The following is a 22,124-nucleotide window of genomic DNA, read 5'->3' on the forward strand; positions in this document are numbered from 1 at the left end:
AATTTGTGAGATGTATTGGTCTATTTATGTAAAACGTATTTATGATGAAGACCAGAAGACAGAGAAATTAGAGATATTATATGGTTCCATATCTCAAACATTAAACTCAAAACTTTACACACTCTCTTCCATCCCGAATCCCTCAACTCATTACTCATAAACAAAACCGAATTCGTATATTTGGAAGATTAAGAAAATTTATGCTAAAAACGTCAGTACAATTCGAGAAAGTTATTAGTCAGTGTCGTGATCTTTTCGGTAAAAAGCTACAGGATTACGGTGCAGCATGGAGGGTTTTAAGGCCAAGTTCCATTACAGATCAGATCTACATTAAAGTCAACAGGATCCGTACACTGCAGATGACCGATAAAAAAATGGTGGATGAGAGTGAAGAAGATGAATTTATCGCAATTGTCAACTATTCGATCATTGGGCTTATCCAGCTTGAGAAAGGACTTTCCAATGATTTTAACGAAAATAAGGAAGAAATTTTAGGTCTGTATGACAAGTATGCTAATGAAGCCAGAGCCTTAATGGAAAAAAAGAACCATGACTATGGCGAAGCATGGAGAGATATGAGAATCTCTTCCATCACAGATCTTATTTATCAGAAAGTTTTAAGAACCAAACAAATTGAGGACAACCAGGGAAAAACCATCGTTTCTGAAGGCCTTGACGCCAACTATTTCGATATGCTGAATTATGCTGTTTTCTGTCTGATCAAGTTCTCTGAAAAAAATAATCAATTCGAACCCAAAACTATTTAACATGATCAAAGGTTTATTACGCTTTATTATTGCTGTTATCTTCATCCTTTCAGGCTTTGTAAAGGCTGTGGATCTGGTAGGATTTTCTTTCAAAATGGAAGAATATTTTTCACCTTCTGTCTTCAACATGCCGTTTTTTGAAAAGTTTGCCCTTCTGTTTTCAATTATTGTGGTTGTGCTTGAGCTTTTCCTCGGATTTATGCTTTTGCTGAAAATAAAGCTGAAATTTACCTTATCATCATTAATAGCCCTTTGTGTATTCTTTGGGTTCCTTACTTTTTATTCTGCCTACTTCAACGTGGTAACGGATTGCGGATGCTTTGGCGATGCGATCAAGTTTACGCCTTGGCAAAGTTTCTTTAAAGATGTTGCCCTTTTGGCAGGACTCATTCTTCTGTTTGTATTGTACAGAAAAGAGTTCCGCAAAAAAGATGAGTACGGGAACAGCAGAAAAGAGTCTTCAGGCAAATTTAAATACTACATTCTGGGTGCATTTTCTTTGATCATGATCTACATTATGGCTCAGGGAATCATGCATGAACCGATCATTGATTTCCGTGATTATAAGATCGGGACGGATATCAGAGGTGAAAAGGAAAACATCAATAAAAATCCTTCTGAATACAAAACTTTCTACTCTCTGAAAAACCAGAAGACGGGAGAAGTTTTAAGAGTAAACCAGGACGATTATATTAAAGAAACCAAATACTGGGAAGAAGGTTCCCCATGGAAAATTGAGGAAGGAAAAAACGAGTCTGTACTGGTAAAGGAAGGATATAAATCCGAGATCGTAAAATTTAAGATCGAAGATCCTACGGGAATGGAGATTACGGAAGAGATCATCAAAGCTCCAAAAGCCATTCTGGTTTTCTCATACCATCCAAAAGAAATTCCGGCTGATCTTCTTCAAAAAGTGGAGGCTAAAGTAAATGTTCAGAAAGGAGCCGTGATCTATGGAATTTCGACGGACCCGAATACCTTTAAAACCATTAAAAACGCAATGATGGACGGGACAGCCATCAAAACGATTGCAAGAAGCAATCCATTTGTACTGATCCTGGAAAACGGAAAAATTGCTGATAAACAACCTGCAAAGGACTACGTTAAATAGTATAAAACTATGGAACAAAATTTCGATTATATTAATGAGAATTACATTACAGAAGAAAAGCTATGCAATATAGCCGGTATCACAAAAAACGAGCTGGCAAAGCTGATTCAAAATCAATTGATTCCCCAGGCTTCTTATGTTGTCAGCCGTAGTATAAAAATCACTTCTCCTCTTAATGATGAGTTTCAGAGTGAGATTACAGAAAAATACTTTAGTAAAAGCTGTATTTCACTCATTGAAAAGAATAAAGAACTGAATGATTCCCAACAATATAAAGCAGAATTCAAGAAAAATTTCATTCAACATTTAATGAAACATCCTGATAAGGATTTTGCTTATCATAATATCTTCGACAATGATCTGCCGGATCAGGAAAGACTTCATGAAATCTTTGAAAGTGAGTGGGCTGCTTATTGTGACGGAATCTATGGAATCTGCACACTACATTCTACAGAAGAAGAAATTGTAAAAAAGGAAATTGCAGTAAGAAAGCTAGTACAATTCAATACCCGATTTTCTCAAAAGACTCTTAGTACGGACGAAATTGAAGAATTAATAGAGCTGAATAAAGAATTCAACGAAGTTGCAGAGATATTTGCTCCATATCAAAGAGCTTCCAGCAGCAGAGGTAAATACCTTGATAAAATTTTAGAAAACAACAGTTTAGATTATTTAGTAAAGAAATATTAAAACAATTATGCAAAAGTCAAATAAATCAATTGCCGGTTACCACTTATTAATGATCCTTTCTTCTGTAGACGGGGAATTTGCTCCTGAAGAAGGAATGCTTGTACAGCAATACCTGGCGGAAGAATTTCCGTTCAGAATGAACCTTGACAATGAGCTGGAAACCCTTGCGCTTCTACAGCCTGAAGAATGGAAAGACCACTTTGAATTTCATGCAAGATGCTTCCATGAAGACTCTACGGAGGAAGAGCGCGTAAAATTTGCACAGTTTGCCAAATCACTGATCAAAGCAGATCATAAAGTAACGGATGAGGAGCATACATTTTATGTACTTCTTAAAAATCTGTGGGGACTATCATAGACATCAATCCAAAATCAAAAAAATACCATGAAAAAAATTTATTTAGGATTATTAGTAATGAGTGCATCAACATTTCAGTCTCAGCAGTTTCCGAACCTGAAGGCACCTGTTGCAGACAAACAGGAACATATCAGAGAAATACATGGTGATAAGGTAAATGACCCTTATTACTGGATGATCGATTATTTTAAAAAAGGAAAAGATTCTACAAAGGTCGTTGATTATTTAAAGGCTGAAAACACTTACTGGGAAGGTATGATGAAAGATACTGAACCTTTCAGGGAAAAGCTGTTCCAGGAGATGAAAGCCAGAATCAAGGAAAAGGATGAGTCGGTACCTGTTTTTAAGGACGGATATTATTATTACAGCCGGACAGAAACCGGAAAACAATACTTCAAATACTGCAGAAAAAAAGGCAGCCTTACCGCTCCTGAAGAAATTCTTCTGGATGTAGACCAGCTGGCGGAAGGACATTCTTATTATGCAGCATCAGGCTTCAACATCAGCCCGGATAATATGAAAATGATCTACGGGGTGGATGATGTGTCCAGAAGACAGTATAAATTATTTTTAAAAGACCTTTCGACCGGAAAAACGACCGATCTCGGGATTAAAAATACAACGGGTTCTGCAACATGGGCCAATGATAACAAAACGATTTTCTATACTTCAAAAAATCCGGAAACTCTTTTAACGGAAAAGATCTTCAGGCATACCTTAGGTACAGATCCTGCTAAAGATGTTCTGGTGTATGAAGAGAAAGATAAAACCAATTATATCGGCGTAGGGAAATCGAAGAATAATAAGTTTATTATGATCGAGTCCCGGGCAACGACTTCGTCTGAGACAAGATATCTGGATGCTAATGATCCTAACGGAACGTTTAAAGTTTTCCAGCCGAGAATAAAAGATGTTCTGTATGATGTCACCTCCCTGGAAGATAAGTTTTTAATTACAACCAATAAGGATGCTCTTAATTTCAAGGTAGTGGAAACACCTTTGGATAAGACAGGTATTGAAAACTGGAAAGACTTTATTCCGCACAGGAAAGATGTCCTGATGCAAGGGATCAGTGCCTTTAAAAATTATCTTGTATTCAGTGAAAGGCAAAACGGGCTTTCCCAATTGGTGATCTACGACCGAAAGACCGGAAAAAAAGAGTTTTTAAAATTTGATGAGCCGGCTTATACCGTCTATTCATCAGGAAATCCTGAGTATAATACGGATAATTTCCGTTTCGGATACACTTCCATGATTACTCCGAGTTCTCAATATGAGCAGGATCTGAAAACCGGAAAAAGAACATTGCTGAAACAGCAGGAAGTGTTAGGTGGCTACAATAAAGACAATTATACTACGGAAAGACTTTTTGCCACAGCAAAAGACGGGACTAAAATCCCGATCTCTATTGTTTATAAAAAAGGCTTTAAAAGAGATGGCAACAGTCCTTTACTGCTGTATGCATACGGTTCTTACGGAAGTTCTATGGATGCGACATTCAACAGTAACAGGCTGAGCCTTCTGGACAGAGGTTTTGCCTACGCTATCGCTCACATCCGTGGCGGACAGGAAATGGGAAGACAATGGTATGAAGACGGTAAAATGATGAAAAAGAAAAACACATTTACCGATTTCATCGATGCCGGAGAATATCTTGTGAAAGAAAAATATACCTCTCCGAAACATCTGTATGCTCAGGGCGGAAGCGCGGGCGGATTACTGATGGGAGCCATAGCTAACATGAGCCCAGGTCTCTGGAATGGAGTGATCTCTCAGGTTCCTTTCGTAGATGTAGTCAATACCATGCTTGATACAAGCATTCCTTTAACGACCAATGAATATGACGAATGGGGAAATCCAAACAATAAAGAGGCTTATTTCTATATGAAATCTTATTCTCCCTATGAAAATATAGAAAAGAAGAACTATCCCAATCTATTGGTAACAACAGGTCTTCATGATTCTCAGGTACAGTATTTTGAACCAGCCAAATGGGTGGCAAAACTGAGAGATATGAAAACAGATAAGAATGTTTTATTATTAAAAACTGACATGGAATACGGTCATGGAGGGGCTTCAGGAAGATTTGATTACCTGAAGGATCTTGCACTGGTGTATGCGTTCATGTTCAAATTGGAAGGAATTAGTAAATAATAAGGTTCTCGCAGATTTTGCAGATAACGCAGATTCATATTTGATGACAGAAAATGAAATCTCATATATTGTACGAAAGTGTGTTTTCAATGTTTATAATCAGTTAGGACCTGGTTTACTTGAATCTGTATATCAAAAAATTCTAATCTATGAATTAGAAGAAAATGGACTGTGTGTTAAATCTGAAGTTATACTTCCTGTTTATTATGACCACAAAAAATTTGATATTAATTTTAAAATTGACATCTTAGTAGAAGATAAGGTTATTTTAGAACTGAAATCAGTGAAAGAACTAGATAATATTCATTATAAACAATTATATACTTATTTAAAATTAGCTGATAAAAAACTGGGATTGCTGATTAATTTCAATACTTCCAGTATTTTAGATAATATAAAAAGAGTTGTAAACAACCTATAAATATGTAATGATGTTAATCTGCGAAATCAAACCAATCAGCGAGAGATAGAAAATAAAGCTCGCAGATTTTGCAGATAACGCAGATGTAAGCGAGCTTAATCAGAAAAATAAAAAATAAATCAATCAATATTATAAATCTTATGAGAAGAAAAATAGTTGCAGGCAACTGGAAAATGAACAAAAATGTAATTGATGCACAACAATTAATGATTCAGTTACTAAGCTATAAAAACAATAATGCTACCAACTGTGAGGTTTGGATCGCTCCACCATCGTTGTATCTGATGATGGCAAAGGATATCTTTGAAAAGGATGAAATCGGGGTCTTTTCTCAGGATATGAGCGAGCATGAAAGTGGTGCTTACACAGGTGAGATCTCTGCGGATATGCTGGAATCTATCGATGCAAACGGGTCACTGATCGGTCACTCTGAAAGAAGACAATACCACGGAGAAACAGATTCTCACTGCAACAGAAAGATCAAATTGGCTTTGGATAAAGGTCTTACGCCTATCTACTGTAACGGAGAAACGCTTGAGCAGAGAAAGGCAGGACAACATCTTGAAGTGGTAAAGAATCAGACTGAAGTGGCACTTTTCACACTTTCTGCTGATGAGATCAAAAAGGTAGTGATCGCTTACGAACCGGTTTGGGCTATCGGAACCGGAGAAACAGCAACACCGGAACAGGCTCAGGAAATCCACGCTCACATCAGAAATATCATTGCTTCCAAATACGGACAGGAAGTTGCTGATGAGGTTTCTATTCTTTACGGAGGTTCTGTAAAACCTGATAATGCAAAAGAGATCTTCTCTCAGCCTGATATCGACGGAGGTCTTATCGGAGGAGCAGCTTTAAAGCTGGAAGATTTCTCTAAAATTATTGAGGCTTTTAATTAAAATAAAAGAATCTTAATTGTATAGACATGAAAAAAATTATTTTAATATTCTTTGGAATTCTTTTATTTGATATAATTTATGTCTGTATTTATGATCAGTTTTTAATTGGTTTAAAACCTGTTTTTTTAAATTATCCTTTACTTTTGATAAAGGCCCTGGTAAGTTCTCCGGCAATTTTATTTAATAAATCACTGCCTTTTTATGCTGCCATTCCGACTTATCAAACAGTATTAATATTTATAGGCAACGTTTTAATACAAACGTTTTTAATTTATAGAATTTTCTTTAAAAAGAGAGAAGCTAGCTAAAAAATATTATAAAAATAAAAAACGGCGGAATCTTCGATTCCGCCGTTTCCTTTAAAAAAATCTAATTATTGAATTACTGAATATCGACTACGTACATCGTTCCTTTATCTGCCTTACCTGTTTTAGGCAAGATCTTCGCTTTAGGGTTTCCATTTCTGTCATGGTTATTTATTACCTGTATCATCTTTACATGATGTCAATGCGCCAGCACCAAAACAAATAATAATACTTTTTCATATTTTCTTTTATGGCTGCGAAAGTATACATTGATTATAAACTGATCTTAAATACAATGACAATTGTACTTTAACAATACAACCTGTAAAGTGAATTAAATATAAACATCAGTATTCCTCATTACGATCCGAAAATAAAAATACAGGCACAGATTCTTTATTAATTTGAAAAAAACATTCCCCGGTGGATATACCGAATAGCATAATAACGGAAAACAGCTGTATAATTCACAAAATAAACATCAAAAATTTATATGATATATTTGCGGCGATTTAAGGTTGAACGCTGTTCATTAATAGGGAATCAAGTGAGAATATACTATTCAATTCTTGAGCTGTACCCGCAACTGTAAACTGTTTCACCTGTAGCTTTACATACCACTGGATTGCAAATCCGGGAAGGTCTGCTATAGGATGTGAGCCAGGAGACCTGCCTTGAATGCATTTTTAATTTCAGGAATAAAGGCTTTATGCTTTACCTGCAACTGAGTTTCGGGAATAAAACTTTAATTTAAATATATCATGAGGAAAATCTATTTCTTTTTCTTACTGCTTGTAATGCAGTTCCTGTCGGCCCAATTTACAGAAAGCGACATTAAATTCTGGGTAGGAACCGGTTCTAAGAAGGCTTATTTCATTGCCGACTTTAATGACAGCAATACTCCTAAATCTTATGCATGGGGATATCGCTTTGATGCTGACAATTTAAAGGCGGAAGATATGATGAATGCTATTATATCAGCAGAACCTAAAATGGAAGCGGATATTTTATCAGGATTTCTATACAGCTTCAAATACAACCACCATACTCCAAGCACCGATGATTCCTGGATACCCTGGATCGGATCAGATGCGGAAAATATGTCTAATAACAATAATGGCGCAGGTTATGTTGATTTAACAGATGGGTTATGGTTTGGTATCAAATATGGTTTGGATGATATGGACATTCCTCCATCCATACCTGTTCCTGCCTACAGTTCCCAATGGTATACTTCATCTCAGATAACCAACTGGATCGGAGCCGGAGCTAATAAAAGCCTTGTCGTTATTGATTTCGGAACAGATAATGCTAACGGCAATGGTAATTCTTTTGTGTTTGGAATACAATATAACGGGGTATTAACAGCTGAGCAGGCTTTACAGCTCATTCAGTCACAGGCTTCGTATTTTAATTTTACCTCAGCTAATAACCAGATTTCCACACTGTCGCTGAACAGTTTCACCGGCAATACTTCCGGACCTGACAGCTGGAAATTATACAAAGGAAAAGATCTATCAAGCTGGCAGAATAAAGCCGATCTTTCCCAGATTCAATTGGGTAATAATGATTGGTTAGGATTAAGCTTTGGACAGAGAAGACCTTTTACTCCAACAGAAGCTTCGAATGCCACACTGGGAGTTGCTAATGTTAATAGAAAAGTAGTTGGTATTTATCCTAACCCTGCAAGTGATTTCATTCAGATCGACACCCCTGGGAAAGTTAAAGAGGTAAATATCTATTCCGCTTCAGGTCAGAAAGTAATGACATCCCGGGAAACTAAGATCAATATTCAGCCTTTAAGCTCAGGAGGTTATTTCATTGAGATTAAAACATCTGATCATTCAACGATACATAAGATCGTGAAAAAATAGTAATAGCGCCTTTTTAAGGCGTTTTTTTATTAAAATCTAAAAATCCGCAGATTAGTGGCAAAACAAAAAACGCATCCATTGGATGCGTTTTTACTATGATTTTATGATCAATTATTTTTTATCTGCGGCTCTCTGTAAAACCTCATCTACCATTCCATAGCCTTTGGCTTCTTCAGAAGTCATCCAGTAGTCTCTGTCAGAAGATTTTTCAACCCACTCGTAAGTCTGTCCTGAATGGTGACCGATGATTTCATAAAGCTCCTGCTTTAATTTTAACATCTCTCTCAAGTTGATCTCCATATCAGAAGCAACCCCTTGCGCTCCTCCTGAAGGCTGGTGAATCATTACTCTTGAATGCTTAAGCGCGGAACGTTTTCCTTTTTCTCCGGCAACCAATAACACCGCTCCCATTGAAGCAGCCATACCTGTACAGATTGTTGCTACATCAGGCTTGATGATCTGCATTGTGTCGTAAATACCTAATCCGGCATACACACTACCACCAGGCGAATTGATATAGATCTGAATATCTTTTGAAGGATCTGCACTTTCAAGGAATAAAAGCTGCGCCGTAACGATGTTCGCTACCTGATCATCAATTCCTGTTCCCAGGAAGATAATTCTGTCCATCATCAGACGGGAGAAAACGTCCATCTGAGCAACGTTCAATCTTCTTTCTTCCATGATGTATGGAGTAAGATTCGTCGGGCCATACATTCCCATATACTGATCGGTAACCAGACCGTTGTTTCCTAAATGTTTTACAGAGAAATCTCTGAATTCCTTTTTAATGTCCATATTTCTATTATGTATTATTTTAACAAAAATTTTCAAAGTTTAAATTACAATATTTATTCCTAAAATTTTATAGGACTTTTTGTCACAGAATACAAAAATATTTGTCTTTAAACTATCTCTTTCGATCCGCATAGATCCCTTTGATCGGTGAATATTCGATAATATTGCTTAGCCGTATCGAGGCCTGCTTCAGCAAAGTGATCTTTTTGATCAGTTCATAATACTTCATTTCATCGGTATTGCTGTACTGGTCGAGCTCCTTTGCCGTTTCCGTGATCAGATAATCAATATACCGGTATTTATGCAATAAAACATCCCCTTTGATCTGATCTGCCACCTTATCACCATAATTCGGCGGGTAAATATTTCTGGAAGCCCAGTTTTCAAGCTCATCCATAGGGATCAGGGCGTCTACCACCTTCGTTGTGATCTCTTCATCCATAAAAGATACAAAAAAGTTTCCACTTCTGAGCTCATCTTTCTGAATCCCCTCCCTCACCTGATTGATAATGATCTCATTTTCTTTAACTAAAAATGTATACTGCTCCTCTTCAAAATGGTGCAGGATCTCTTCAATGACCGTGATCTGGTATTCCTCATTCTTTTCATTTCTGCGTTTCAGAACGATATCGCCGAACATCAGCATATGATCTACCAGTTTATTCTCCATAAACAGTAAATCGAAGAGGAATGGATCTTCTTTTTCCTTGTCCAAAGGAACGATCTCCATCTTTGGTGCAGCTTTTTCTTTTTGCTGCTGAACATGATGCGTCTGGTTCTGGGTAATCTGCTTCTGAACATCCAGCTCATTGAAAAGACTCTGCTCAGAAAGCCCGAATTTATTGGAAACTTCCTTCAGATAGACTTCTCTTTTCAGAGCATTCTGCACAAAGGAAACCGATTTTACAATATCCCGTATCGCTTCAGCCTTTTTGATAGGATCATTTCCAACATCTCTCAACAGGATTTCTGCCTTGAAGTCGATGAAATCCATCGCTTCATTTTCGATGTATTTTTCAACATATTCCTGTGGATGTTTTCTGGCAAAAGAATCCGGGTCATCTCCATCCGGGAAAAGCAGGACACGGATATTCATTCCCTCTGTCAGCAGCATATCAATGCTTCGGAAACTGGCTTTGATGCCGGCATTATCTCCGTCGAAAAGAATGGTTACGTTTTCCGTAAGCCTTTTGATCAGCTTGATCTGCTCAGTAGTCAGAGAAGTTCCGGAACTTGCCACCACATTTTCTATTCCGGCCATATGAAGTGAGATCACATCCATATACCCTTCTACCAAAAGACAGCCGTTCTTTCTCGAAATAGCCTGCTTACTTTGGTTTAATCCATAAAGGACATTGGATTTATGGTAGATCTCCGTTTCCGGTGAGTTGAGATACTTTGCTGTTTTAACATTATTCTTCAGAATCCTGGCTCCAAAACCTAAAACCCTTCCTGAAAAACTATGGATCGGGAAAATGACCCTCTCACGAAACCGGTCGACTCCTCCGGGAGTATTTTCCGGGAAGATGGAAAGTCCGGATTTTTCAAGGATATCCTTGTTATACCCTTTCTCCAGCGCATAAGCCGTAAAAGCATTCTTCTTTTCCGGAGAATATCCCAGCTGGAATTTTTTGATAATATCATCCTTAAGTTCTCTTTCTTTAAAATAAGAAAGACCTATACTTTTCCCCTCCCGGTCATCCCAGAGTGTTTCCTGGAAATAAGTATTGGCAACTTCATGAATTTTATACAGAAGATCCTTTTCTGTCTGGGCATGCTTTGCCTCTTCAGAAATTTCACGATGGTCTTCTTCGACTTCAATTCCGTATTTTTTGGCAGCATGACGAAGCGCTTCAGGATAAGTGAAATTCTCGATCTCCATCAGGAAAGAGATAGCTGTCCCCCCTTTTCCGGTAGAGAAATCCTTCCAGATCTGCTTGCTGGCAGATACTACAAAACTCGGAGTCTTCTCATCATGAAACGGACTGAGCCCTTTGTAATTAGACCCTGCCCTTTTCAACTGCACATATTCACCTACAATCTCTTCAACCCGGATTGTGGAAAATATTTTATCAATGGTCTGCTTGGAAATCATATTGCAAAAATACACATTAAAAAAAACCTTACAATTATATATAGCATACTTATATATTTGACATGTTTTTATGATTATTTTTGCAAACAAATTAGTCTATGCAATTCACTACACATACCATCAAAGACTGGCAGGAAGTTGTTGACAGCATCATTCCTGAATTAAAGCACAATATCCTTTTATTAAAGGGAAACCTAGGAGCCGGAAAAACCACTTTCACTCAGTTTTTACTTAAAAATCTGGGCAGTGAGGATGAGGTCAGCTCCCCTACTTATTCTATTGTGAATGAATACGGCACTTCCAAAGGAAAGGTATATCATTTTGATCTTTACCGCCTGAAAAACATTGAAGAAGTATATGATATCGGGATTGAGGAATATCTGGATAATTCTTTTCTGTGCATCATTGAATGGCCGGAAGTGTATGAAGAAGAGCTGTACGGGCTCAACTACCACACAATGAGTATTGTGAATACGGATGAAAACAGAGAAATTTCATTCGATTAAATATTATGTATCTTTGTTCATTAATTGAGTGTAAAATAACAATCTGTAAGACATAATTTAATTTAAAGGATGAGCACAAATATTTTTACTCCTTTCACAGAAGAAGAATTGATGCCGAAAGAGGAAAAATTGGAGGTTATTAAAAAAGGGAAACAGTTCAGTATTGGGATTCCTAAAGAAACCTGTCTCAACGAAAGGAGAACCTGCATTACTCCTGACGCCGTACAGGTGCTGGTAGAACACGGTCATGAGATCATCATAGAATCAGGGGCCGGACAGGGTTCATTTTTTACAGATTTACAATATTCTGAGTCAGGGGCAAAGATCACGAACGATCCTAAAGAAGCCTTCGGGCAGGATCTTATTTTAAAGGTCAACCCTCCTACTGAAGAAGAAATAGATTATATGAAGCCAAATACTTACATGGTTTCAGCGCTTCAGATCAATCTCAGGGATAAGGACTATTTCTTAAAACTTGCAGAGAAAAAAATTAATGCCATCGCTTTTGAATTCATCGTGGATGAGTACAAGCAATTGGCGCTGGTAAGATTAGTTGGTGAAATTGCAGGAACCGTTTCCATTTTATATGCTTCAGAATTATTAGCCTTATCAAACGGTTTAATGCTTGGGGGCATCACAGGGGTAAGACCTGCTGAAGTGGTGATCCTGGGAGCCGGAATCGTAGGTGAATTTGCTACAAAAGCAGCGATAGGACTTGGAGCCAGCGTAAAAGTTTTCGACAACTCATTATCCAAATTAAGAAGGCTCCACACGATGGTTGACAGCCGTGTTCCCACTTCTATTATTGATCCTAAGGAGCTCAGCAAGAGCTTAAGACGTGCAGACGTGGTCATCGGAGCACTTCCAAGATTAAATATGACGCCTATCGTGACCGAAGATATGGTCATGAAAATGAAAAAAGGCAGTGTCATCATCGATATCACCATAGACAACGGTAAAGTGATTGAAACTTCAGAACTTACCACGATGGAAGACCCTTATATTATCAAACATGGTGTCATCCACTGCGGACTTCCGAACCTTACCTCCAGAATGCCAAGAACCACCACCAAGGCCATTTCAAATTTCTTCCTTTCCTATATCCTGAACTATGATGAAGAAGGCGGTTTTGAAAATATGCTGATCCGCAAAAACGAAATGAAGCAGAGCTTATATATGTACAAGGGAAGACATACCAAAAAGATCATCTGTGACCGTTTCGGACTTACATACCACGATATCAATCTTTTAATTTTCTAATGAAAAAACTGAAATTTTATGCGATAGGCTTCATACCGGGGCTTTTGATTGTATTTTTTATTTTGAACAAAAAAGGGGCAAGCTGCAGCGGCTATCTACCCAACAGCCGTGTGATCGCTGAAACTCTTTCCAAAGAATTCAAATATTCCGAAAGTTTTAAAACCGGAATGGATACGTACAAAATAGACGAAAAATTTGTAAAAGACAGTATCATTACCAACGGGAAAGTAGATTTTGACCGTAGCCATGCGCAAAAAAAGCCATGTCCGGATTATCTGATCTCTTATCCTGAAAAAAATCCATCTTACGAGATCACTTTTGAAAAGTGTGAAGAAACAGTGACTTTAAACAGTCTGAAGAAACTCAAATAGTTCTTTGTAACTGATTACGATATGGGAGGCAATTACTATATGATTCATGACTATCTGATATTCATCGGAGTTTTTGCCATTTTCTTTTTTCTGACCACAAGCATTTACCTGTTCAGCCAGCATCAGAAGCTGAAACAGAGAAATATCAAACTGTCAGAAACCAATAAGATCATCGAACAGCGTCTGAATGAAGTCCGTCTGGAGCATATCAGCACGAAACTGAACCCTCACCTTTTTAAAAATATTCTTAATTCTGTTCAGTCGCATGCTTACCAGACGTATATGTCACTGGATAAGCTGGCCAATGTTCTGGATTATATCTTATATGAAAGCAACAACAAATTCGTAAGTCCAAAAGAGGAGCTGAACTTTGTACTGAGCCTTATTGAAATTAATAAGATCAAGATCAATCCCCTTTTCGATTTCAGGATCAAGTCCAGGGTCAATAAATCCGATTCTGTGTATGAGGAAAAGGTATTTGCCCCGTTGATCTCTGTTGATCTCATTGAAAATGCTTTCAAGCACACCGATTTTCTGGCTCAGGATTCTTTTATTTCCATTTATATGGAGCTCGAAAACGGTATTTTCACCATGAAGGTCAGCAATAAGGCTTCTCTGAAAAATATCCTTGAAAAGGAAAAGAGCGGCTTCGGGAGCCAGTCTTTCGACCAAAGGCTTAAAATGATCTACAGTACTTACTACCAGCTGGAAAGAAGTTCAAAAAATGGAATATTTACAGCGGAATTAAAAATTAATTTAGGAGAATTCTATGATAAAATGCGTTATTCTGGATGATGAATTGCTGGCGATAAGCTATCTGAAGCTTCTGTGCGAGCAGATCGACGATGTAGAAGTGGTAAAGGCATTCAATGATCCTAAGGTCTTCCTGAAAGAAATTGATACCCTCGACTGCAACCTTTGCATACTGGACATTGAAATGCCCGGAATGACAGGCCTTCAGGTAGCCGAACTGATCTCCGGTTCTAAAAAAATTATTTTCACTACCGCTTATAAAGAGTATGCAGCCGAAGCTTTTGATCTGAATGTTGTAGACTATGTAAGAAAACCTATCAAAAAAGAACGCCTGATCCAGGCTTTTGAAAAGGCTCAGGAACAGATCAGCACCATTCAGAAAAAAACCTTCATTGAATGGAATACCAATATCGGTAAAACCATTATCCCTACCGAGCAGATCGTCTACATCAAAACATCAGAAATAGACAGCCGTGACAAAGATATTACCCTTAATGACGGAACGGTAATTGTTTTAAAAAACCTCAACTTCAAAAATCTTCTGGAGATGCTTCCTGCCAAAGATTTTGCACAAATCAATAAAAAGGAGATCATCGCATTGTCCTCTATCAAGGTATTTACCACCAATGAAATCATCACCTCTATCCATACCGAAGGAGAAAACTTCCTGAAGCTCCAGATTGGAGAGACTTATAAAAATTCACTGATGGAACTGTTCGGAAAATAGACTTTTCAAACATTTCCCGTTTCGTTACAGAAAACTTTCTCTTTATTACATACCCATTTTTTGAAGCCTCAGGCAAGCGTACTTTTGCTTCAGATTAAATGATTAATAATGAAAAACTTTCTTTATGCAGTGGGAGTTCTCTTATCCGGACTGTGCTTTTCTCAGGAAAACACATCAAAAATTAAAGCCTCGTTTTTTGAGGGAATCGCAGTCGCCGGATATGTAGATTACGGAGCTTTCATCAACTTTACGGGGCCTAACGTGAATGCTACCTATAAAGGGTTTAAATTCATCGTAGGAATGCTTCCTTCTCTGAGAATTAAAGAGGATAATTCTCCGGGGACCAAAAACAGCCCTATAACACCTAATCTGGGGGCCGGACTCACAATGGTGTATAAAAAAATGGTCCTTCAGATCCCTGTCTACTACAATACCAAAACCGCTACACAGAACGGAAACTGGAAAATGGGAATCGGGCTTGGATATTCTTTCAAATAATTTTTATTACATTTTTTGAAACATTCATTACATTTTAATGAAAAGGGTATTTAACATAAGTATATTCTTATCAACTTTGCAAAAAATATTGGAATCATGAATTGGGGAAAATACAGAAATTTAATTTTCTACATTACTACGATAGCAGCCTTTTCCTGCCTGATGTACTACTTTATCATAGAAGGGCAAACGCTGGAAATCAAAGAAAATATTGTTACCAAAACAACCAATGGCTCTACCTGGGAAAACTTCCAGGAATCTTTTAAAGCCAATCTTCATCATCCACTTGCCTTATTGCTGGCACAGATTGTCACCATTATTCTGACCGCAAGACTTTTCGGATGGATCTGTATGAAGATCAAACAGCCTACTGTCATCGGAGAAATGATTGCCGGTATTGTACTGGGACCATCGCTTGTAGGAATGTACTTCCCGGAATTTTCAGCTTTTCTTTTTCCAAAAGAATCTTTAGGTAATTTACAGTTTCTAAGCCAGATAGGCCTTATTCTTTTCATGTATATTGTGGGGATGGAACTGGACCTGAGTGTTTTAAGAAAGAAAGCTCACGATGCCGTGGTCATCAGCCATGCCAGCATTATTATTCCTTTTGCACTGGGTATTGGCCTTTCTTATTTTATTTATCAGGAATTTGCTCCTGATGGGATTCAGTTTACCTCATTCGCTTTATTTATAGCAATTTCCATGAGTATTACCGCTTTCCCCGTATTGGCAAGAATTGTACAGGAAAGGAATCTTCAGAAGACCAAATTGGGAACCATTGTTATTACCTGTGCCGCAGCAGATGATATTACAGCGTGGTGCATCCTTGCTGCTGTGATTGCTATTGTAAAGGCAGGCTCTTTCACAAGCTCCATATATGTGATCATTATGGCCATTGCTTATGTATTTTTAATGATTAAAATCGTAAGACCTTTCCTGAAAAGAATTGGAGACCTTCAGGCCGGGAAAAATACGATCAGTAAACCTATGGTCGCTATTTTCTTCCTTACGCTGATCTTATCTTCGTATGTGACAGAGGTTATTGGAATTCATGCTTTGTTCGGAGCCTTCATGGCCGGAGCAATTATGCCGGAAAACGCGAAATTCCGAACCCTGTTCATTGATAAGGTAGAAGATGTGGCGCTGGTCCTGCTTCTCCCATTATTCTTTGTTTTCACAGGACTTCGTACCCAAATCGGCCTATTGAATGACAGCCATCTTTGGATGACGGCAGGGTTCATTATTTTAACCGCTGTTCTTGGAAAATTTGCAGGAAGCGCGCTGACCGCCAAGTTCGTGGGGATCAACTGGAAAGAAAGTTTAACGATCGGAGCCCTGATGAATACAAGAGGGCTAATGGAACTTATCGTACTGAACATAGCATATGATCTTGGAGTATTAGGCCCTGAAATCTTTGCAATGCTTGTTATCATGGCTTTGTTTACCACATTCATGACGGGACCGGCCCTAGACTTTATTAATTTTATTTTTAAATCCAAAAAAGAGGAGGAACCTGTTTATGAAAATGACTCCAAGTACCGGGTTCTCCTTTCCTTTGACAAACCTGAATCCGGAAGTACGCTGCTAAAGCTTGCCCACAATTTCACCAATAAGATGAACGGTAATAAAAGCATCACAGCAATGAATATCGCTCCGGTGGATGAAATGCACGCATATGATATCAATGAGTATGAAGAATCTCAGTTCCAAAATGTCATTGAAACTTCCCATGAGCTCAATCTGGAAGTCGCTACCCTGTTCAAAGCCTCCACCGATATCGAAAACGATCTTACCAGCATTACCAATAAAGGGCATTATGACCTTTTGCTGATCATGCTTGGAAAATCGATGTATGAAGGAAGCTTACTGGGAAGGTTGTTGGGGTTCACTACCAAGATCATCAATCCGGAAAAGCTTCTGAATACGGTAAAAGGTAAAGGAAACATCTTCAACAACTCTCCTTTTGACGATTTTACCCTGCAGATCTTAGACAAAACCAATATCCCGGTAGGCGTATTGGTGGAAAAAGATTTCAAGACTGCAGACAAGGTATTTGTCCCGATTTTCAATCTGAGTGATTTTTACCTGCTTGAATATGCTAAAAGGCTTATCAACAACAATAATTCTCAGGTGATCATCCTGGATGCTGCAGGCCAGATCCGCAACAATATTGAAGTGAAAGAGCTGATCCGAAGTATTGAACAGGTCGCCCCCAATCATATTACATTATATAATGAAAAAAAGATTGAGAAAGAATTCCTGAACTCCCAGGATCTGATGATCATCAGCAGCAAAAGCTGGAAGAGCCTGATAGACACCAAAAGTTTGTGGTTGTCTGATATCCCTTCCACATTGATTATTTCAAATCCATAATACACCGATATTTCTATTTCTACCTGAAGCTGTAAATATTACTCGTTGTCTGTAAAGAAAAAACGGGTATATTTATGGCTTCAATTTTTTTGGATATGCTGATCAACAGTGAAAATGGAACGATAGAGCTGGAAGCTTTCAATACCAGCCTGTATAAGGGTATGTCGTTTGAAGAGCTGAAGCAGACTGGTCTTTATAAAGCAAAATACCACAATATGTGGGATGTCAAGACCGGATTTTTCTGGTATTATTTTAATACCAAAGAAATACAGGGATATCAGGTGTATCTTCACCTCTGCTTCTTCGGGGATCGGCTGCACAGCATCCATATGAATACGTGGGAAAGCAGTGATGCCAAAGATTGGAACGAATGGACAGAGGAAAAGGAAATGCAGGTTTTCAACCGGAACAATACATTTCTGACCCTCATTCTGGGAACCTCTCCTACCCGGAAAAAGAAAACACCATATCCAAACTGGTCCTTCAGCTTTCCCTGGGGAAATGTCTGGTCAGTCTATGATCCCAGAAGTGCCAGCAGCCTGATGGGAATCAGCTTTAATGAAGAGGAAAATAATATAAAATAACTAATAACCAAAGAATAAGATCGTAATATGTGCCGATATGCCATGATGGTTTACAAACGTCATTATGCTTGTTTTAACTGCCAGAAGACATTCAAACGCCGGGTTCTGAAAGATGTGGACAGAGATGCTGTCACTTCTGTGGAAGCCAAATGTCCTGAATGTGGAGATCTGATGGCCAATATGGGGCTGGATTTTGAGTCTCCGGCAAAAAATGATCATAAGCAGTGGACTCACATCCGGAATCTGTATACTGTGGGGATCACCTTCCATTCGTGTGGCTGCTCAGGTCCCGGATATATTCCGCAGGACCGCAAGGCCATCATCTCTTATCTGGAAAAGATCCGCTCAGAATATATGCACGAACTGGTATTCTGGAGATACCGTACAGAGCCGGAAAATAAAAGAGAACGTGAAATAGAATATCAGAAAAACGGATCTCACCTATGGGCCGTTAGCCGTAATGCGTTTAAAGAAACCGTCACCAACCAGGAAGGGATCAGCTATTGGATCAATAAGATCAAAGAGGTGGAAGAGCGGCTCAATCTTATCCGGGAGACCAAATAATGCAATCGTCTGGTAGTCAAGCAATGAAATCTCCCTTGATATGTCCTTCATTTCCAACCGTAAAGTAAAGATTGGGCAAAATCAAAGAAAGTCAGAAAAGTTTTTTAAACACTTAAGTTTATTTTTAAGTGATAAGCTTTGCATGATATAAAGTACACTTAAGTTTTTTGAAAATTTACAATTTTCTTTGTCATACTTAGTTTAAAAATCTGCGTTATCATCTCAATCTGCGAGAATATAAATTTGAAACCAGAAGCTTTCAAACACCTCGGCTTATTTTAAAAGTACAATCAAAAACACATATTCTTCAAGAGATTGCCAATCAGAAATTTAACAGTGTTCCTTTACTTCTCCTGTGAAAGTTTCAGCAGTCTTTTAAAATCTTCCTGTATACTTTTCTCTTCCTGAGCCATATAATCACCGCTAAACGGTGCACCACAGTCCTGGCTGTTCACAATATGGATCAGGTTTCCTTTTTCAAAATAATTCCGGGTTTCTGTAATTTCCGATTTTTCCAAATCAAAGGCTTCCGTATCATTGTTTTCCTTCATAGCTTTTTCATCGTAGAACAAGGGACGGTTGTACCGGTAATCTTTTTCAAAAACAAAAGACAGTCTACCGTTCAACAGATAATATTCTGTCAATACCTGCCCCATTTCTCCATAGTGTCTTGCTATAATCTTTTCCAGACGTTTATTCTTATAGTAAAATACAGCCTCCCCTCCTTCTGCCGATTCTCCTTCAATATCTTTCTTTTTGATGGAAGACCATTTCGTGGTGGAATTGATTCTCTTGAAATTGGCCTGTACAGGCCTCAAGCGGTCCTTTACATATTCATTCGCATCAATATCTTCCTCATTAAAGGTTTCTTTGATTCTGGCCGTATCTTTTGCTACAAGACCGGGATAATATGAAGATTCATCACTGAGACTTCCGGCATATCCCCAGTTCACGAAGGTTAACAAAATAATGAACCCATACCAATAACTGTTTTTCATAGCATTTCGCTTTTTACAATATCTTTAAAGCAGTTTAAAATTATAAAAAAATAACCAACTTCCGTACAGATCAATGAATGATGTACTACTGGAATCCCTTTGAAATAGTTTTTTCAATTACAAACCTTAATAATATTGTTTTAAAAAATAATTATTTTACCTTAGAAAAAATAGTATCAGAACAGAGACAATACCCTTTATATGAAAAAAATAAGCTTCATCGCTTTCACACTGCTAGTTTTGACAGGCTGTAAAAACGATTCAAAACAGGCAGAAAAGGTAGGTCATGAAAATGAATCCCGTGAAAAAGACAGCCAAGTCGTAAAAGCTACCACAGCAGAAGTGACGACATCCGAAAACAAAGAAATTCCGACCCTGAAAAAATGCACGGAAAAGGTGGTTGAATACGGAAGTGAGCAGGAATGTATCTTTCCGAAAAGTACAATGGAAGATGTTTATCAGAAGACCATCAGGGAAAAAGAAGTGGAAAAAGCGGAACTTCTGATGGCAGAATTACCTAAAAAAAGTGTAGATAAGGAAATCAATCAGGACGGATTAGACTTCATCCATTATAAAGTCTCTGCTAACAAAGTGGAGATCGAATTTCAGTTCGCTGGTGGAGTGACAACATTAGAGTTTGAACAGCAGGGAGAACATGTAAAGAGAACCATCATTCACAGTGCAGATTAAAACAATGAATCAACAAGAAATCATAAAAATTTTTCAACTTAAAAAAAATTTTATACCTTCGCTTTGTGAATTTTAACAACGGAACATATTATTATAGAATTTTTACCTCAGATCTGGGATAGGGATTCTTATGAACATAACTTAAAACCTCGTCCTTGACGGGGTTTTTTATTTTAAAAAAATTAAAAGATGAAAATAGGTATTATAGGAACCGGATTGATCGGAGGTTCGATAGCGTTAAAATTAAGAGAAAAAGGAATCGCCAGCTTCATTTACGGTATTGATAACGATCAGCAGCATATTAACGAGGCATTAGCACTGAAGATCATTGATGAAGGAGCCGACCTTGAGCAGGGGGTGAAAAATTCTGATCTGATCATCATTGCCATTCCGGTAGATGCGGCCCGGAAAATATTGCCGGGAGTTTTGGATCTTATATCAGACCATCAGACCGTTATGGATGCCGGTTCTACAAAGGCAGGAATCGTAGGTGCCGTAAAAGATCATCCGAAACGATCAAGGTTTGTAGCTTTCCACCCAATGTGGGGTACGGAAAACAGCGGTCCGAAATCTGCCATTGCTGACAGCTTCTCCGGAAAAGCGGGCGTGATATGCAATAAAGAAGAATCTGCAGAAGATGCCCTGCAAACAGTCGAAAAGATCGTTGAGGCTCTTGATATGCACATGATCTACATGAATGCAGAAGACCATGACATCCATACGGCTTATATTTCCCATATCTCCCACATTACTTCTTATGCCCTTGCCAATACCGTATTGGAAAAGGAACGGGAAGAGGAAACCATTTTCCAGCTTGCCAGTTCAGGTTTCTCGAGCACCGTGCGTCTCGCCAAATCCCACCCTGAAATGTGGGTTCCTATCTTTAAACAAAACAAAGAAAATGTTCTGGATGTTTTGAATGAACATATCACCCAGCTCAGAAAATTCAAATCTGCTTTGGAAAAAGAAAACTATGAATACCTTGAAGAGCTGATTGCCAATGCCAACAGGATCAGGGGAATTTTAAGGTAAAAAGGCTTATTTAACAGGTGGAAGCCGGAAGAAAGAGGTTGGAAGTCACGATCAGACTCCCTTTTTCTTCCGGTTTTTGTTTTCATACCTGCAAAAGGTATTGCAATGCTCACAAATACTTCAGTTGGAGATATACCTTTCCTTGAAGGTTGGCAAACCGTTAGATTTAACGGAACGTTTTAATACAATTCCTCTTTTCCCATAAATCATTTATCTCTCAGTTACCATTAATCTATTTACTTTTACAAATAAAATTTTAATAAAATTAAAAAATATTTTAACTTTATTAAAAAAAT

Annotated in this window: 23 protein-coding genes and 1 riboswitch; of the genes, 20 read left to right on the forward strand and 3 right to left on the reverse strand. The window is 38.0% G+C overall.

Annotation, left to right across the window (positions count from 1 at the left end):
* Positions 1 to 200: 200 nt before the first annotated feature.
* The 9 genes from AC4IF5_RS01875 to AC4IF5_RS01915 all read left to right on the forward strand — a co-directional run bounded on the left by AC4IF5_RS01875 (position 201) and on the right by AC4IF5_RS01915 (position 8,579).
* Positions 201 to 767, forward strand: a complete 567-nt coding sequence (locus tag AC4IF5_RS01875) for a DUF1599 domain-containing protein (RefSeq protein WP_490731135.1) — start codon at positions 201 to 203, stop codon at positions 765 to 767.
* A gap of 1 nt (position 768) precedes the next feature.
* Positions 769 to 1,878, forward strand: a complete 1,110-nt coding sequence (locus AC4IF5_RS01880) for a BT_3928 family protein (RefSeq protein WP_490731137.1) — start codon at positions 769 to 771, stop codon at positions 1,876 to 1,878.
* A 9-nt stretch (positions 1,879 to 1,887) separates the two neighbouring features.
* Positions 1,888 to 2,568, forward strand: a complete 681-nt coding sequence (locus AC4IF5_RS01885; protein ID WP_490731139.1) for a DUF6058 family natural product biosynthesis protein — start codon at positions 1,888 to 1,890, stop codon at positions 2,566 to 2,568.
* 7 nt (positions 2,569 to 2,575) lie between these two features.
* Entirely contained in the window at positions 2,576 to 2,926 is a 351-nt protein-coding gene (locus tag AC4IF5_RS01890; protein ID WP_490731141.1) for a tellurite resistance TerB family protein, read from the forward strand.
* Positions 2,927 to 2,953: 27 nt separating this feature from the next.
* Positions 2,954 to 5,080 (forward strand): S9 family peptidase, encoded by a 2,127-nt coding sequence (locus AC4IF5_RS01895; protein ID WP_490731142.1) that lies wholly within the window; start codon positions 2,954 to 2,956, stop codon positions 5,078 to 5,080.
* A 43-nt stretch (positions 5,081 to 5,123) separates the two neighbouring features.
* Complete coding sequence (locus tag AC4IF5_RS01900; protein WP_490731144.1) at positions 5,124 to 5,501, forward strand: GxxExxY protein; 378 nt, start codon at positions 5,124 to 5,126, stop codon at positions 5,499 to 5,501.
* 140 nt (positions 5,502 to 5,641) lie between these two features.
* A complete protein-coding gene (tpiA, locus tag AC4IF5_RS01905; RefSeq protein ID WP_490731146.1) occupies positions 5,642 to 6,400 on the forward strand; it encodes a triose-phosphate isomerase in 759 nt (252 codons plus the stop codon).
* Between the two features lie 26 nt (positions 6,401 to 6,426).
* Positions 6,427 to 6,708 (forward strand): hypothetical protein, encoded by a 282-nt coding sequence (locus AC4IF5_RS01910; RefSeq protein ID WP_490731148.1) that lies wholly within the window; start codon positions 6,427 to 6,429, stop codon positions 6,706 to 6,708.
* A 495-nt stretch (positions 6,709 to 7,203) separates the two neighbouring features.
* Positions 7,204 to 7,396: riboswitch (cobalamin riboswitch) on the forward strand.
* A gap of 70 nt (positions 7,397 to 7,466) precedes the next feature.
* Entirely contained in the window at positions 7,467 to 8,579 is a 1,113-nt protein-coding gene (locus tag AC4IF5_RS01915; protein WP_490731150.1) for a T9SS type A sorting domain-containing protein, read from the forward strand.
* Positions 8,580 to 8,690: 111 nt separating this feature from the next.
* Here the strand turns inward: AC4IF5_RS01915 and clpP are convergent, their stop codons facing one another.
* Both clpP and dnaG read right to left on the reverse strand, forming a co-directional pair.
* A complete protein-coding gene (gene clpP / locus AC4IF5_RS01920) occupies positions 8,691 to 9,377 on the reverse strand; it encodes an ATP-dependent Clp endopeptidase proteolytic subunit ClpP (protein WP_490731152.1) in 687 nt (228 codons plus the stop codon).
* Between the two features lie 112 nt (positions 9,378 to 9,489).
* The gene (dnaG, locus tag AC4IF5_RS01925) at positions 9,490 to 11,472 is read right to left on the reverse strand and encodes a DNA primase (protein WP_490731154.1); all 1,983 of its coding nucleotides are present in this window, start codon (positions 11,470 to 11,472) and stop codon (positions 9,490 to 9,492) included.
* Between the two features lie 98 nt (positions 11,473 to 11,570).
* Here dnaG and tsaE point away from each other — a divergent pair, with 98 nt between their 5' ends.
* From tsaE to AC4IF5_RS01970, 9 genes are all read left to right on the forward strand, one after another.
* Positions 11,571 to 11,978, forward strand: coding sequence for a tRNA (adenosine(37)-N6)-threonylcarbamoyltransferase complex ATPase subunit type 1 TsaE (gene tsaE, locus AC4IF5_RS01930; protein ID WP_490731156.1), 408 nt, complete (start codon positions 11,571 to 11,573; stop codon positions 11,976 to 11,978).
* A 69-nt stretch (positions 11,979 to 12,047) separates the two neighbouring features.
* Positions 12,048 to 13,238 (forward strand): alanine dehydrogenase, encoded by a 1,191-nt coding sequence (locus AC4IF5_RS01935; RefSeq protein WP_490731158.1) that lies wholly within the window; start codon positions 12,048 to 12,050, stop codon positions 13,236 to 13,238.
* The gene (locus AC4IF5_RS01940) at positions 13,238 to 13,609 is read left to right on the forward strand and encodes a hypothetical protein (protein ID WP_490731159.1); all 372 of its coding nucleotides are present in this window, start codon (positions 13,238 to 13,240) and stop codon (positions 13,607 to 13,609) included. Before AC4IF5_RS01935 ends, AC4IF5_RS01940 begins: the two co-directional genes overlap by 1 nt.
* Positions 13,610 to 13,630: 21 nt before the next feature.
* Positions 13,631 to 14,404: a histidine kinase gene (locus AC4IF5_RS01945; protein WP_490731161.1), complete on the forward strand. Its 774-nt coding sequence runs from the start codon at positions 13,631 to 13,633 to the stop codon at positions 14,402 to 14,404.
* Complete coding sequence (locus AC4IF5_RS01950; protein WP_490731163.1) at positions 14,379 to 15,089, forward strand: LytR/AlgR family response regulator transcription factor; 711 nt, start codon at positions 14,379 to 14,381, stop codon at positions 15,087 to 15,089. Before AC4IF5_RS01945 ends, AC4IF5_RS01950 begins: the two co-directional genes overlap by 26 nt.
* 108 nt (positions 15,090 to 15,197) lie before the next feature.
* A complete protein-coding gene (locus tag AC4IF5_RS01955) occupies positions 15,198 to 15,587 on the forward strand; it encodes a hypothetical protein (RefSeq protein WP_490731165.1) in 390 nt (129 codons plus the stop codon).
* A 96-nt stretch (positions 15,588 to 15,683) separates the two neighbouring features.
* Entirely contained in the window at positions 15,684 to 17,960 is a 2,277-nt protein-coding gene (locus tag AC4IF5_RS01960) for a cation:proton antiporter (RefSeq protein WP_490731167.1), read from the forward strand.
* 74 nt (positions 17,961 to 18,034) lie between these two features.
* Positions 18,035 to 18,544 (forward strand): hypothetical protein, encoded by a 510-nt coding sequence (locus AC4IF5_RS01965; RefSeq protein WP_490731169.1) that lies wholly within the window; start codon positions 18,035 to 18,037, stop codon positions 18,542 to 18,544.
* A gap of 42 nt (positions 18,545 to 18,586) precedes the next feature.
* A complete protein-coding gene (locus AC4IF5_RS01970; protein ID WP_490731171.1) occupies positions 18,587 to 19,108 on the forward strand; it encodes a hypothetical protein in 522 nt (173 codons plus the stop codon).
* A gap of 344 nt (positions 19,109 to 19,452) precedes the next feature.
* Here the strand turns inward: AC4IF5_RS01970 and AC4IF5_RS01975 are convergent, their stop codons facing one another.
* The gene (locus tag AC4IF5_RS01975; RefSeq protein WP_490731173.1) at positions 19,453 to 20,106 is read right to left on the reverse strand and encodes a hypothetical protein; all 654 of its coding nucleotides are present in this window, start codon (positions 20,104 to 20,106) and stop codon (positions 19,453 to 19,455) included.
* A gap of 201 nt (positions 20,107 to 20,307) precedes the next feature.
* On the opposite strand from AC4IF5_RS01975, the gene AC4IF5_RS01980 reads away from it, so the two are divergent.
* On the forward strand, positions 20,308 to 20,796 hold the full coding sequence (locus AC4IF5_RS01980) for a hypothetical protein (protein WP_490731175.1): 489 nt from the start codon (positions 20,308 to 20,310) through the stop codon (positions 20,794 to 20,796).
* A gap of 189 nt (positions 20,797 to 20,985) precedes the next feature.
* Positions 20,986 to 21,828 (forward strand): prephenate dehydrogenase, encoded by an 843-nt coding sequence (locus AC4IF5_RS01985; protein ID WP_490731176.1) that lies wholly within the window; start codon positions 20,986 to 20,988, stop codon positions 21,826 to 21,828.
* Positions 21,829 to 22,124 lie beyond the last annotated feature (296 nt).

The sequence above is a fragment of the Chryseobacterium sp. UF-290 genome (genome assembly GCF_058245615.1).

Bases quoted from the DNA above. Each gene is read 5' to 3' on its own strand.
- AC4IF5_RS01965 (WP_490731169.1), top strand. From the start codon at position 18,035: ATGGCTTCAATTTTTTTGGATATGCTGATCAACAGTGAAAATGGAACG.
- AC4IF5_RS01910 (WP_490731148.1), top strand. From the start codon at position 6,427: ATGAAAAAAATTATTTTAATATTCTTTGGAATTCTTTTATTTGATATA.
- AC4IF5_RS01950 (WP_490731163.1), top strand. From the start codon at position 14,379: ATGATAAAATGCGTTATTCTGGATGATGAATTGCTGGCGATAAGCTAT.
- AC4IF5_RS01980 (WP_490731175.1), top strand. From the start codon at position 20,308: ATGAAAAAAATAAGCTTCATCGCTTTCACACTGCTAGTTTTGACAGGC.
- AC4IF5_RS01985 (WP_490731176.1), top strand. From the start codon at position 20,986: ATGAAAATAGGTATTATAGGAACCGGATTGATCGGAGGTTCGATAGCG.
- AC4IF5_RS01900 (WP_490731144.1), top strand. From the start codon at position 5,124: ATGACAGAAAATGAAATCTCATATATTGTACGAAAGTGTGTTTTCAAT.
- AC4IF5_RS01975 (WP_490731173.1), bottom strand. From the start codon at position 20,106: ATGAAAAACAGTTATTGGTATGGGTTCATTATTTTGTTAACCTTCGTG.
- AC4IF5_RS01945 (WP_490731161.1), top strand. From the start codon at position 13,631: ATGGGAGGCAATTACTATATGATTCATGACTATCTGATATTCATCGGA.
- AC4IF5_RS01955 (WP_490731165.1), top strand. From the start codon at position 15,198: ATGAAAAACTTTCTTTATGCAGTGGGAGTTCTCTTATCCGGACTGTGC.
- AC4IF5_RS01895 (WP_490731142.1), top strand. From the start codon at position 2,954: ATGAAAAAAATTTATTTAGGATTATTAGTAATGAGTGCATCAACATTT.
- AC4IF5_RS01875 (WP_490731135.1), top strand. From the start codon at position 201: ATGCTAAAAACGTCAGTACAATTCGAGAAAGTTATTAGTCAGTGTCGT.
- AC4IF5_RS01970 (WP_490731171.1), top strand. From the start codon at position 18,587: ATGATGGTTTACAAACGTCATTATGCTTGTTTTAACTGCCAGAAGACA.
- AC4IF5_RS01915 (WP_490731150.1), top strand. From the start codon at position 7,467: ATGAGGAAAATCTATTTCTTTTTCTTACTGCTTGTAATGCAGTTCCTG.
- tpiA (WP_490731146.1), top strand. From the start codon at position 5,642: ATGAGAAGAAAAATAGTTGCAGGCAACTGGAAAATGAACAAAAATGTA.
- AC4IF5_RS01890 (WP_490731141.1), top strand. From the start codon at position 2,576: ATGCAAAAGTCAAATAAATCAATTGCCGGTTACCACTTATTAATGATC.
- dnaG (WP_490731154.1), bottom strand. From the start codon at position 11,472: ATGATTTCCAAGCAGACCATTGATAAAATATTTTCCACAATCCGGGTT.
- AC4IF5_RS01935 (WP_490731158.1), top strand. From the start codon at position 12,048: ATGAGCACAAATATTTTTACTCCTTTCACAGAAGAAGAATTGATGCCG.
- AC4IF5_RS01880 (WP_490731137.1), top strand. From the start codon at position 769: ATGATCAAAGGTTTATTACGCTTTATTATTGCTGTTATCTTCATCCTT.
- AC4IF5_RS01960 (WP_490731167.1), top strand. From the start codon at position 15,684: ATGAATTGGGGAAAATACAGAAATTTAATTTTCTACATTACTACGATA.
- clpP (WP_490731152.1), bottom strand. From the start codon at position 9,377: ATGGACATTAAAAAGGAATTCAGAGATTTCTCTGTAAAACATTTAGGA.
- AC4IF5_RS01940 (WP_490731159.1), top strand. From the start codon at position 13,238: ATGAAAAAACTGAAATTTTATGCGATAGGCTTCATACCGGGGCTTTTG.
- tsaE (WP_490731156.1), top strand. From the start codon at position 11,571: ATGCAATTCACTACACATACCATCAAAGACTGGCAGGAAGTTGTTGAC.
- AC4IF5_RS01885 (WP_490731139.1), top strand. From the start codon at position 1,888: ATGGAACAAAATTTCGATTATATTAATGAGAATTACATTACAGAAGAA.